General features: G+C 34.3%; 11 protein-coding genes. 3 read left to right on the top strand and 8 right to left on the bottom strand.

Going from position 1 to position 12358, the window contains the following annotated elements:
* Positions 1 to 9: 9 nt before the first annotated feature.
* The 3 genes from ACX6U0_RS09320 to ACX6U0_RS09310 form a co-directional block, all read right to left on the bottom strand.
* A protein-coding gene (locus ACX6U0_RS09320) for an IS3 family transposase (protein WP_464959679.1) occupies positions 10 to 1172 on the bottom strand; the annotation gives its coding sequence in 2 pieces (ribosomal slippage) (positions 10 to 893 and positions 893 to 1172; 1164 coding nt in all).
* Between the two features lie 130 nt (positions 1173 to 1302).
* Positions 1303 to 2034, bottom strand: coding sequence for an AAA family ATPase (locus tag ACX6U0_RS09315; protein ID WP_464959678.1), 732 nt, complete (start codon positions 2032 to 2034; stop codon positions 1303 to 1305).
* Between the two features lie 81 nt (positions 2035 to 2115).
* The gene (locus ACX6U0_RS09310; protein WP_464959677.1) at positions 2116 to 2451 is read right to left on the bottom strand and encodes a hypothetical protein; all 336 of its coding nucleotides are present in this window, start codon (positions 2449 to 2451) and stop codon (positions 2116 to 2118) included.
* A gap of 242 nt (positions 2452 to 2693) precedes the next feature.
* Between ACX6U0_RS09310 and ACX6U0_RS09305 the strand changes: the two genes are divergently transcribed.
* The 3 genes from ACX6U0_RS09305 (at position 2694) to ACX6U0_RS09295 (ending at position 5241) form a co-directional block, all read left to right on the top strand.
* Positions 2694 to 3725 carry a UvrB/UvrC motif-containing protein gene (locus ACX6U0_RS09305; protein WP_464959676.1) on the top strand — a complete coding sequence of 344 codons (1032 nt, stop codon included), beginning with the start codon at positions 2694 to 2696 and terminating at the stop codon, positions 3723 to 3725.
* A 469-nt stretch (positions 3726 to 4194) separates the two neighbouring features.
* Positions 4195 to 4458, top strand: coding sequence for a CD3324 family protein (locus tag ACX6U0_RS09300; RefSeq protein ID WP_464959675.1), 264 nt, complete (start codon positions 4195 to 4197; stop codon positions 4456 to 4458).
* 144 nt (positions 4459 to 4602) lie between these two features.
* Positions 4603 to 5241: a FusB/FusC family EF-G-binding protein gene (locus tag ACX6U0_RS09295; RefSeq protein ID WP_464959674.1), complete on the top strand. Its 639-nt coding sequence runs from the start codon at positions 4603 to 4605 to the stop codon at positions 5239 to 5241.
* A gap of 761 nt (positions 5242 to 6002) precedes the next feature.
* On the opposite strand, the gene ACX6U0_RS09290 is transcribed toward ACX6U0_RS09295, so the two are convergent.
* The 5 genes from ACX6U0_RS09290 to ACX6U0_RS09270 all read right to left on the bottom strand — a co-directional run bounded on the left by ACX6U0_RS09290 (position 6003) and on the right by ACX6U0_RS09270 (position 12094).
* Entirely contained in the window at positions 6003 to 7286 is a 1284-nt protein-coding gene (locus ACX6U0_RS09290) for a uracil/xanthine transporter (protein WP_464959673.1), read from the bottom strand.
* A 24-nt stretch (positions 7287 to 7310) separates the two neighbouring features.
* A complete protein-coding gene (locus ACX6U0_RS09285) occupies positions 7311 to 8204 on the bottom strand; it encodes a DMT family transporter (RefSeq protein ID WP_464959672.1) in 894 nt (297 codons plus the stop codon).
* 88 nt (positions 8205 to 8292) lie between these two features.
* The gene (locus ACX6U0_RS09280) at positions 8293 to 9537 is read right to left on the bottom strand and encodes an amidohydrolase (RefSeq protein WP_464959671.1); all 1245 of its coding nucleotides are present in this window, start codon (positions 9535 to 9537) and stop codon (positions 8293 to 8295) included.
* A gap of 34 nt (positions 9538 to 9571) precedes the next feature.
* The gene (locus ACX6U0_RS09275) at positions 9572 to 10816 is read right to left on the bottom strand and encodes an amidohydrolase (protein ID WP_464959670.1); all 1245 of its coding nucleotides are present in this window, start codon (positions 10814 to 10816) and stop codon (positions 9572 to 9574) included.
* A 24-nt stretch (positions 10817 to 10840) separates the two neighbouring features.
* Positions 10841 to 12094: an amidohydrolase family protein gene (locus tag ACX6U0_RS09270; RefSeq protein WP_464959964.1), complete on the bottom strand. Its 1254-nt coding sequence runs from the start codon at positions 12092 to 12094 to the stop codon at positions 10841 to 10843.
* Between the last annotated feature and the right edge of the window lie 264 nt (positions 12095 to 12358).

The following is a 12358-nucleotide window of genomic DNA, read 5'->3' as shown; positions in this document are numbered from 1 at the left end:
AAAAAACACCTATGCTGCCTGTTCCCTATACTCAATAGGGGACAGGTAATTTAATTTTGCCTGAAGTCGTATTTTATTGTAATGATAGATGAAATTTTTTATTTTTTCTACTACAATAGGATTTGTAAGATGCTCTCGTGGATGAGAGTAGAATGCTTCCGACTTTAAGGTAGAGTGGAAGGATTCAATTACGGCGTTATCAAAGCAGTTGCCTTTCCGAGACATGCTTGTGATAATGCCGTTTTCTTTTGCTAAGGTCTGATATGCGTAAGAGGTATACTGTGAACCTTGATCGCTATGAAGAATAACCCCTTGTGCATTTCGCCCCTTAATTGCTTCTTTTAATGTTTCAGCTACTAATGATACTTCTTGATTTAAACCTATTTGATAGGCTATAACTTCGTTATTGTACAGATCCAAAATGCACGACAAATACATCATAGTTTGACCGAACGGAATGTAGGTTATATCAGTAACCCATTTTGTATTCGGCTTAGACGCTTTAAAATCTTGGTTTAAACGATTTGGCACAATCCACTTACTTTCTCCAGAGATTTTCACTTTCCTCTTGGGCTTAACTCTACATTGCCAATTATACTTCTGCATAATTTTTTGAACTGTCTTCCGATTAACTTGGATATTAAAATCTCTTAATAGCCAAGCTTTCACAGTACGATGTCCAATATAAAATTTATGTTTTCTACATATATCTTTAATCTTGATCTCTAAATCACTTCTTTTTTTAATTCCTTTCTTTAACCATCGGTAATAACTAGATCTTGGTACATTTAAACATTCACAGATTAATTTAATGGGGTATTTCTCTTTTAGACACTCAACTAACTCTACAACTGCTTCTGGAACCATCTCCTTTCGATTTCTCTGTACTTTTTTAAAATTTCTATTTCTACACTTAATTGTTTGTTTTTTAGTTTTAATTGTTCAATTTCAGTAAGTTCTTCAGCGACACCTTTCCCATAGCTATATTGTTTTCCCACTGGTTGAGCAAACCGATAGGTTTCCCCATTATTTAACCAACGCATCCAAGTTTGAATCTGTGCCTTGTTTTTAATCCCTAGCTTCTTTTGAATCTGACTGTGACTCGCTCCTTCTTGTCTCATTCGAACAGCTTCCCATTTTATTTCTTCTGGATAATTAACTTTCTTCCCCATAAAAAAACACCTCCAAAATCGATTAGTTAACTAATACGATTCAGGGGGTGTTTTTTCCTTGTCTCACTTATTTGGGTCTCTCCAATTCTCTAATACATACTGTGCTTTTTACTATCTTTTTATTTAATGACTATTCTTCATCTTCCCTTAATAAATCAGCTAAAAACTTTTCTCGGTGCTGTAAGAAGTACTTTGTGATTTGATAATGGTCTGTGTCTTCATATGCTATTTCGGATATTTCACCATTATCGAAGCTTAATATATTCGCATTTGGACAGCCAAGTAAGATTGGTGAATGCGTTGCGATAATGAATTGGGAATTTCCTTCTTTAGCTAAATCATGGAGGATTTTTAAAAATGTTAATTGTCTAGCCGGAGAAAGTGCTGCCTCAGGCTCATCTAGTAGATAGATTGCATCTCCATTAAATCGATTTAAAAATAATGACAAAAATGATTCACCATGAGATTGTTCATGTAATGATTTTCCCCCGTAGCTTGTATATGCTAAAGGGTCTTCCATTTCATCAAGATAAGTTGCAAAATGATAAAAAGACTCCGCTCTTAAAAAGAAGCCATTTGTTATTTTTGGCAACCAAGAGAGTCTTATATAATTACTGAGCGCTGATCCAGACGCAAAAACTTCATAGCTATTATTACGTCCCCCACCAGCCGTATGAAATCCACACTTATCAGCTATCGCTTCTAGTAGAGTTGATTTACCGGAACCATTTTCACCAACAAAAAATGTAATATTACTTTCTAAATTCAGTTCATCTAGCTTTCGAATAGAAGGAATCGAGAAAGGATAGGTTGAAAATGAAGGAACTTCCTCGTGTAATAGTGTAATTTTCTTTAAAAACATGTTCATCACCTAAACAAATTATACAATATTTAAAATGATTTTCGGGACAAAAAAAACAACAGAATATCTCTGTTGTTCCCTTTAAAAAAGCGTTACAATTGCATCTCTATATAATATGAGTGCTTTTACGATATGAAAAACGCTAAATAGGACCAGTGTCACTTCAAATGCTGACACATGAAGCAATAAGAATTTTTTGCGAAGAATATGCTGTCTGAAAAGTGCTGGAAAGCCTTCATCTTTTTTAAGACAAATAAAGTAAAATAGTAAAATGACAAGGTAAAAAAAGAAAGCCATGTCTAGATAACGCCAGTCAACTACATTAGCGAATTTATAACATCCCCAAATGATGACAGCATTCAATATGAAAGCAACAATCCATGTGAAGAAGGAAGATGTTGTATATATCGTTTTCATTTGATCACTTCTCCTTCTATTTTACAGATATCCTCTGTAGTCAATTTTTACGCGCCTCCTCCTTCTTTTATGCTTTATCTCTTTCTTGTCAGATTAAATTTTTATGGAACAGAACATAGTGAATACACTATGCTCTTCATTCTCGTGATAAAATGGTAAATATATATTTAGAAAAGGAATGAATCAATATCAATCTACAAGAAAAAGTAAAAAACCTACCTCTTACTCCTGGCGTATATTTAATGAAAGATTCACAAGGTCATATTTTATATGTTGGAAAAGCGAAAAGCTTGAAAAAACGAGTACAAACATACTTCCAAAATACAAAAAATCATTCCCCAAAAATAAAAAAGCTTGTAGCACATTTAAAGGATTTTGACACGATTCAAACAGATACAGAATTTGATGCTTTTATGCTGGAATGTCACTTAATAAAAGAAATCAAACCACACTATAATCGGATGATGAAAAGTCCTCAGTCATTTGCATACTTAGTAATAGATCGACATAAAAAAGTCCGAAAAATTGAAGTTTGCAATCAACCAACAGACATTGACAATCCTTTCATCTTCGGACCTTTTACAAGTAGAGGTTTAGTTGAACGAGCGATTAATGGTATTAAAGATTGTTTTAAAATTAATTGTGCATTTTCAACGATTAAAAATAGTGCATGTCTTAATTATTCATTAGGTACATGCAACGGCGTTTGTTTAGGCGGTAAGGCAGTTGATGAATATAACGCAATTATTGATAGACTGATTGGCTTTTTGAATCGGACAGATATGAGCTTAATAGAAGAAATGCAACAAATGATGCATCAAGCTTCTGAAGAATATAATTTTGAAGCTGCTACTAAATATCGTGACTGGATTGACACTGTTTCCTTACTACTAAAGAAAGAAAAAGTGATTGAATTTACCGAAGAAAATCATAATATCATTATGATTGAGCGCTTAGATGATACTTCTATAAAGTTGTTTTTAGTAAAACGTACTCAAGTACTTTTTACTAAAATATTCCAAATGAAAAACTTATCAATTGACCAATTTTTAGAAACAATTAAATTAAAAACTCGAGAATACTTTCTCAATTGTGAATTGAAAGAATCTAATGATGTAAGTCGTGATGAAATAGATGAAGCACATATTATATACAGCTATCTTAACAGTCCAAAATGTCATTCTGTCATGATTGAGGATCAGTGGCTACAACCTTTGAACTCTTCAACTCTAGATAAAGAGCTTTTGAAATTTAGTTTTTTTCTTAAGGAATGACTTTTTAGATATTTGAAATTTTAGTCAGAAGTTGATTACAATTAAGGGGAGAGACTCCTGTGGGAGATGCGGGAAGCCTGAGAAGTAGCAGGAGGCCCAGAGGATTTGGGTCATGCATGCGTTACGACAGGACGTCGTGGTTTTATTAGCATGCCTCCCTTTCTCAGCTTATACCCCACGGTAAGGGTGCATCCTGGAGTTTTCATTAACTAACTCGTTCTTCGACAATTAGCTAAATCATCATTTATAATGTAAAAGAATGCAATTAACAATTTACCTTAGGGAGGTGATAGAAAATGACAAGTAATGTGCGTTTGTCAGATTCTGCAACGTCTCATGCAAAGCCTAATATTGGAAAGGCGATACTTTGCATGGGGTGAGTACTACATTTAATCGCCCAAGTATGCTTTTTTAAATATTGGCTTTGCACCTTATTTTAAACAAAAAATAAATAAGGGGCGTAACAGTCATGACATATATAAAAGCAACGGCTATTTTACCTGAAAAATTGATTTCGGAAATTCAAAAGTATGTTCAGGGAGAAACAATTTATATTCCAAAGCCTGAAATGTCACATAATAAATGGGGTTCTCGTTCAGGCACTAGAAAATTCATTGACGAAAGAAATATTAAAATTAAAAAAGCTTATCAAGCTGGGATCTCAATTGATCAATTGGCTGATGAATATTTCCTATCTATTGAAACCATCAAAAAAATTATTTATAAGAAATAAAATGTAAAAGCATTGATGCAAATCAGTGCTTTTTTTATGGCAAGTTCGATTGCTAATCATTTTCTACATATTAATTATGGTGTATCTTGTGTAAATTAAAATTAATGATTGTATATGGGTATACCTTGATTAGGAGTGAAAAAAATGGAACCCTTTATAAGAAGTGATCAATATAACTTCATCAGAACACAAATACAGGTGCTTGTGAATGCACATTCAACTGTTAATGACCGAATCGTGTTACGTGCATTAAAATCTCTTACACAAGAAAAAGTATTTAATATGTTTCCAGACATGAACGAAGAACATATTCAGCTACTTTCACCAATCATCACAATTGAAGATAAGTCTGAATCTGAAAAAATACTAGCACAAATCAAGCCGTATGTATTTCCTTTTAAGAAGATTACCGAACAAACGATAAAAAAATTATTCCCGAAAGCTAAAAAATTAAAGACACCAATATTAGAAAATCTAGATTTAACAGAAATTACTTATATAGGCTGGGATGATATTGGCTCAAATAAAAAATATATAGTTACCTACTACAATCAAAAATTAATAGGCTTGCAAGGAACATTTAATGTAGTAAACAAAAAAGGAATTTGTACATTTTGCCACAAATTTGAAGATATCGGAATGTTCATGACAAAAACAAAAGGTTCGGAACAAGGTACTTTTACAAAAAGAGGAAATTACATTTGCCAAGATAGCAGGAAGTGTAATCAAAATATTACTTCATTAGATAAACTGCATGATTTTATACAATTAGTGAATAGTTAATGGCGTATTGCATATGTAAAAGGCAAGCTTATGAAGCTTGCCTTTTTGTATAGAGAAAAGCAGAGATGACCTTAGAATATGAGTTAATTATATCCCCACCAAGAACGAGGAAGAAGCGTGCCACGCTTAGGGATATTTGTTAGATCGTTAAATGTTTTATTAACTTAACCAGATCAACACAATCTTTTAAAGCAGATCCTATTAATATAGAAAGCATTTAATCAATTTTACTAAAATAACCTACCAGTGTAATAAATATACCGAAAATGATAAAAAATAAACCCATTTTATATTTCTTAACTTTAAAGTTTAATATGATTATAGGAAAAATCGCAAACAAATAAAAGAAGTGAGATGTATTAGGGGTGGAATATATACCAATGCATAATACGGTTTTGAACCAAACCACCAGCTTCATATACTTGTGTAAACTGTATCATATTTTTTAGTTTGCATGTTAAATTTTGCCCCAATATCTTGATACCTGTATGCATATTGATTCGAACCATGTTCAGTTGAAACTAAATCAGTTGTTTGGTAAAGACTAAACTACCTCCATTTATTCATCAACTTACTAATAATATATAACAGCAGAATAATAATTTGTTTAAATGTTAAGGAATATGCTAAATTCGTCACAACATTTTGTACGAAATTTGAAAGACCACTTGTGATTTTGTAATTGTTAGTTGATAACAAAAAAGACTGATTCAAAAAAAATGAAATCAGTCTTTTTCTTCATTTAGATCCATCCAGGTTCATTATGATAATTCATCCCATTTTACAAATTTCTCTAACACAATAGAAATGATCAATCCCATAATAAGCCCATTTGTTAAAAACGGCAGTAAATATATTGGTATATCACCGAATATTGTAGGTGAGATATTCATTAGACTAACACCTACTAATACAGGAGCTGCAATTCTAAAAATAGAATTGGATGTAAATATTTGACCTTTTGTACTATTAAAAGCTGTGCCAAATAGTTGAATATACGCTACAAATAATACAGCATTACCAACCGTAATTGGCATTGTTGCTAGAAATGTAATAATTGGCGGAATTAATCCAACAAACGTAAGAAGTAAACCTCCAATTAAAAACGGCTTTCGCTCGTAGAGCTGCGTACTTTGTAGGAATCCAATTGATGATGTAAAAGGTGTATATGGTACAAGTCCAAATATCGGAGCAGCCATTGAAAACAAACCTGTTAAAATAAGCGAGTAACGATATTGCTTCGGCTTCGCTTCGATTCCAGTTACCTCAGATGCCGCTTGTAATGAAGCAAAGGTATTACTTAAATTCATTAAGCCTGCAAAGAATGCAATTGCTATAATGCCAAATTCAAGGTTTGGTTTACCTAATGGAAATAGTGAAAAAGTGGCATTAGCTGAATCCATTTTTGGCGTAGAATCAGAAAATAATATTGAATAAAAAATCCATCCAACAATCATCCCGATTAAGATTGAGAAATTGCTAATATGTTTTGATCCTTTTATTTTCAAAATGCTAACAAATAATACAATTCCTAAAGATAGTAAGCTAACTGGTAGATTCATTTTCCCGTCTTCCGTTATCCCAAGCATCCCTTTAAAAAAGACAAAGATCAGTTGAAAGGATAGTAGGAATAAATAGACTGTCATCACCATAGGCGGAAAAATTCTCTGCACGTAAGATACTAGATTCATTGCAGCTAGTAATAACGTTACGATTCCTGCGGCTATAAAGCCAGTTGCAATACCCCCGCCAATTTGGGTGTAGCTTAATCCAATCGCAGGTGCAGTTAAACCTAAATTCAACATAACGCCCCATAATAAACCAGAATGCCCCTCCATAATCGGATATTTATGTCCCTTCCATCCTTGAATAAAAGATGCAATTCCAGTTATGATTAGCGAGCTTCTCATCGTCATTTCAGTAACACTTGAAGGAAGATGAAATGCAGCTCCGATTGAAATTGGAACTACTACTGTGTTTGCAAAAATAAAAAATAACCATTGAAAAGAAGAAAAAAGCGTTACAGAGCCTTTTAAGCTTTTCATCTTGACCCCCTCCTTATTTCATTTCTAAGATTTTTGTGAATACAATTGTTCTCCAACTTCTTTTTTTATTTTTATAGAAGTTGAAAGGATGACACCAATAATAATGAGTAGCCCCCCAGATAATTGAGAAATTGAAACACTATTTCTTAAGACTATCAGTCCTACTAGCATAGCGATAAATGGCTCAAGATTCAAAAACATGGCAGCCTTTGAAGCACCGACAATTTGAATTTGATGATTCCAGATGAAAGTACAAATCCCATGCATTAAAATGGCAGTGACAATTAATAAAGCCCAAGGCAAAATCTCTATACTAATCTTTGAAGTTTTTTCTGCTGCCAGAAAAGGAATGAAACTACCGAATCCAATTATATTCGAATAAAGTGAAATTGTAATAGAATGATATTTCTCTGTCAATTTCTTAATCATGATGATTGAGATTGCAAAAGTGAGCATCGTGATAAAAATCCAAATCAGTCCAATTGAAAAATTGAGTTCTTTTCCATTTGTGATGACTAAAAAGACACCTATGAGAGCAATAATTGATCCGATACAAAATTGCTTTGTTAAACTTTCTTTTAGAAAGATTGATGCGAAGAGTGATGTCGTAATCGGTGCAAGTGCAAGTATTAATGCGGAAGTTGTTGGATGTGCAGTTTCTAGCGCTGCATAAAATGACCATTGATTGATACAAGTACCTATTACTCCTAACAGAAACATCATGAGCCAGTCCTTTTTATCAATCTTTTTCCATTTATTCACCATTACAGCATAGATTATCATAAACAGTACGATAAAAAATAATCTGAATACTGCAAGATACATCGGTGAGAATGACTTAACTAAAATAGCTCCAAAAACAAAATTGCTCCCCCAACAGACTACACAAATTAGCAATAACAAATAAGATTTTACCATAGTATAATCCCGCTTTCTGATCATCTATTAAACAAAACGAAAAAGGAAATCCAGAAGAATCTAGAAATCCTTTTTTCGAACAAACCAATTATACTTGAATGGATTGATTTTGCTTACCTAGAGAACCATGTACGATGTTCCCTTTATACATGACAGCTTTACGCTTTGTGCGTCTTGCAATTGCTTCAGCTGAGCAGCTTGCTGGGGTTAATACTAGATTAGCAGCATCGCCTACTTTTGGCCAAACTTGATTGCCATTAACATCTAAAGGCGTAATTCCATCTGTAATATATTTAAGAGATTGCGATAAAGAGACTTCATCAATCCATTTAAAGCGTTCAGCAAGACGACCAGCTCTCTCTAGAATATCTCCTGTTCCTAACGGAGACCAAACATCAAAGATATTATCATTTCCAACTGATACAGAAACGCCTCTTTCATTTAATAAATCAACTGGTGGCATATTTCGATTAATTGGAACACTAGTGACAATAGAGATTCCTGCATCTGCTAATATATCTGCTAGTTCGATTGCTTCTTCTCTAGCAACATCTCCTAAACCAAATGCATGGCTTATGGCAACTCTTCCTTCCCAGCCTGCTTGTTTTGTTAAAGCTGCTAGTCTTTTCATTGTAAAAGTACCTAGATGACCTGGATCATGTAAGTGTAAGTCGATATCAGCATTTCCTTCCGTAGCTAATTCAAATAATTCAACTAAAGAAGCTTCGATATTTTGGTCAACTACAGCAGGATCAACTGCTCCAACAATTCCTGCTCCATTTCTTAAAGCTTCTCTTACTAGCTTAGTAGATTTTGATCGTAATAATCCATGTTGTGCAAATGCGACAATCTCTGAACTAAGTTTATCAGAATAGTTCTCTAATGCCATTTGAACCTGTTCCAAATTTTCCAAGCCTATTTCCGGGTAAATATCAACATGAGTTCGTACATGTGCCGAACCTGATGCTAATAGGATTTCCAGTAAAGCTTCAGCACGTTTATTTGTGCTCGTTCCAATTGTAGGAAGTACATTTTTTTCATGTTCAAATCGTTCAATTACACTAGAAGTAGGTGTGCAAGCTCTCCAAACATCGCTCATTAATGTTTTGTCTAAATGGACATGCTTTTCTATAAATGAAGGTAATAATAATAATCCTCCTGCATCCTCCTCGTGTAAGTCAGTTCCGATGAATTCACCTTTCACAATCTTCACGATAGTTCCATTCTCTATTAACAAATGAGCTAATTCAGTTTGTGTCCCTATTACCCTACCATTTTGTCTTTCAAAGCCACATTCTAATCGTACATTCTTTAACCAATAAATTGCTTTCATGAACATCATCCCTTCACTTCATAAGCAGTCAATTTTACTTCAATGCCGGTTCTAAAACTAGTTCTCCATAAGCGAGGTTACCATGTGAAATCACTGCGTTGCGATTAGCCCTTCTTGCAACAGCTTCTGCTGAACAGGATGCCTCAACAAGTACCATACTTGCTTCATCACCAATTTTTGGCCATAAGCGCTTACCATCTTTGTCCAGTGTCTTCACTCCACCGGTTATAAATTGAAGTGATTGGGATAAGGAATATTCATCGATCCATTTATATTTTTCAGCTAAACGGCCAACTTTTTCTAACATATCGCCCGTACCATATGGTGACCATGAATCATAAAACCCATCACAGCCAAGTGCAACATGGACTCCATATTTATGGAGTAAGTCAACTGGTGGCATGATACGATTAATTGGCACTGTTGACATAACCGAGACGCCTAATTTTGCTAGAATAGTAGCCATCTCACGTGATTTTTCAACGGGCACATCTCCTAATGCGAAGGCATGACTTAAAGAAACTCTATTATGCCAATTGGCGTCTTCGATAAAGGACATTAATTTTTGGATCGTATAGAAACCAAGATGACCTGGGTCGTGGATATGGATATCGATATCAGCATCAAATTCAACAGCAATATCCATCATTTCATACAGAGAAGCTTCGATATTTAGGTCAACACCACCCGGATCTAGTCCTCCTACAATCGTTGCCCCCTCATTCATCGCTTGTCTCATTAAAGAGCTTGAATTTGTTCGCAACAAACCATGTTGTGGAAAAGCGACGATTTCATTTGTCATTTTCCCCTCAAATGTTTCAAGTGCTTTTTGAATTTCTTCTAAATTTTTCAAACCGATATAAGGGTCAATATTGACATGTGTTCTAACGTGATTAGCGCCACCTTTTAATAAAAGTTTTAGCATTTGCTCTGCTCTATGTTGTCCGGAACTAGCAAGCTCAGCTAACTCTTTTGCCTCTAAGTTTAGACGCTCTATTAAATTTGCCGCTGGAATGCAAGATTTCCATGGCAGTCCTAAATATGTTTTATCGAGATGATTATGCATTTCTTTAAAAGCTGGTAGTGCTAATAAGCTTCCAGCATCATGAACTGGTGTTTTAGTTGATTCTATTGGTTTTTCTGCCAATTGAATCGTTTCAATTACACCGTTATGAATATAAAGATTATATAATCCTGTTTTTGTGCCAATTATATTTCCGTCTTCAAATATAAATCCATCATCAAGTGTAACGTTTAACAGCCAATATGATTGTTCCATTTCATCACTCTCTTTAAATGAAGTTTAGATATTCGTTGTTTCTAACGTAGAAATTGAACCACTTACGATTTTACCTTTAAAAATAACAGCTGCACGTTTTGCTCGTCTTGCTACTGCTTCAGCTGAACAACTTGCTTCAACTAGGACAATATTTGCTTCGTCTCCAATTTGTGGCCAAACTTTTTCTCCTTCGTTGTTTAATGGTGTTTTTCCACCTGTTATAAATTGCAAGCTACTTGCTAACGATTTTTCTTCTATCATTCGGAATCTTTCAGCTAAACGACCAACTTTTTCTAAATTATCACCGATACCAAATGGAGACCAATGATCAGTTAGACTATCATTACCCAATTCAACCTTCACACCTTTTTCATGTAATAATGGGATCGGAATTGTTCTAAAGATAGGAACAGTTGACGTAATTGAGATACCTAATTCTGCAAATCTTTCAGCAATGCCAGTTGCTTCAACAACTGAAAGGTCTGCTAACCCACTAGCATGACTAACAGTTACTCGACCTTGCCAGCCAGCCTCTTCCGTTAATGCAGCAAGACGTTGCATTGTAAATAATCCAAGATGATCTGGGTCATGTAAGTGCACATCAATACCAGCATTAGACTCCACAGCGATATCCATAATTGTTTCAAGTGAGCGTTCAATATTTTCATCAATCGTTGCCGGGTCAACTCCTCCAACAAGACCCGCACCATTTCTCATCGCTTCTTTAATCAGACCAACAGAGTTACTACGTAATAGTCCATGTTGTGGAAACGCAACGATTTCATAAGATAATTTATCTTTATATCCTTCTAAGGCTTCAATTGTAGCTTCAAGATTTTTCAAACCGATGACAGGATCTATATTACAGTGCGTTCGAACATGCGTAGAACCGTAACTTAATAATAAATCCAGCATCTTTTCTGCTCTTTCTTTGGCAGTTGGTAATAACTGAGGTAATAAAATTTGTTCTTCTTCTATACGTGTTCTTACGCCATTATAAGCAGGCATACATGCCTTCCAAGGCCCGCCATAATAGGTTTTATCAATGTGAATATGCATTTCTTTAAATGAAGGGATCATTAGTAGACCGTTCACATCATGCTGAGGAATTCCATCTGAAATCGGTTCGTTCTTTAAAATTATCGAAGCTATTTTCCCATTTTCTACCTTTACATTGTAATGTTGAGTTGCAGTTCCGTTAATCGTTTCATTTTCATTGTAAGTAAACCCATTTTCCAGACGTACATTTGTTAACCAATATGATTTTGACAATCTAATCACCCTTCCATTCCAATTTATATTTGTATCTATTCCATTATAAATCTAGTAAAAATGAAATCATTTCAGTATATTTACACATTTTTATGTTATTTTTACTATTTATGCACAAGTACTAGCGTAGAAAAAGTTCACCTATAAATAGATGAACTTTTTAGTGCATCGGCTTCAACAAAAATAGATTTCAGACTGTTGGTAAACACCTTTCTATGAGCCAAGCATGTTGAGGTTACTACTTATGACGGCAATAACGGCAAGAAGAAA

Source organism: Gottfriedia sp. ABJ_BB2_2 (assembly GCF_055484705.1).
This window is presented reverse-complemented; position numbering and strand designations above follow the sequence as displayed.

Bases quoted from the DNA above. Each gene is read 5' to 3' on its own strand.
- ACX6U0_RS09285 (WP_464959672.1), bottom strand. From the start codon at position 8,204: ATGGTAAAATCTTATTTGTTATTGCTAATTTGTGTAGTCTGTTGGGGG.
- ACX6U0_RS09295 (WP_464959674.1), top strand. From the start codon at position 4,603: ATGGAACCCTTTATAAGAAGTGATCAATATAACTTCATCAGAACACAA.
- ACX6U0_RS09275 (WP_464959670.1), bottom strand. From the start codon at position 10,816: ATGGAACAATCATATTGGCTGTTAAACGTTACACTTGATGATGGATTT.
- ACX6U0_RS09315 (WP_464959678.1), bottom strand. From the start codon at position 2,034: ATGTTTTTAAAGAAAATTACACTATTACACGAGGAAGTTCCTTCATTT.
- ACX6U0_RS09305 (WP_464959676.1), top strand. From the start codon at position 2,694: ATGAAAGATTCACAAGGTCATATTTTATATGTTGGAAAAGCGAAAAGC.
- ACX6U0_RS09280 (WP_464959671.1), bottom strand. From the start codon at position 9,537: ATGAAAGCAATTTATTGGTTAAAGAATGTACGATTAGAATGTGGCTTT.
- ACX6U0_RS09310 (WP_464959677.1), bottom strand. From the start codon at position 2,451: ATGAAAACGATATATACAACATCTTCCTTCTTCACATGGATTGTTGCT.
- ACX6U0_RS09300 (WP_464959675.1), top strand. From the start codon at position 4,195: ATGACATATATAAAAGCAACGGCTATTTTACCTGAAAAATTGATTTCG.
- ACX6U0_RS09290 (WP_464959673.1), bottom strand. From the start codon at position 7,286: ATGAAAAGCTTAAAAGGCTCTGTAACGCTTTTTTCTTCTTTTCAATGG.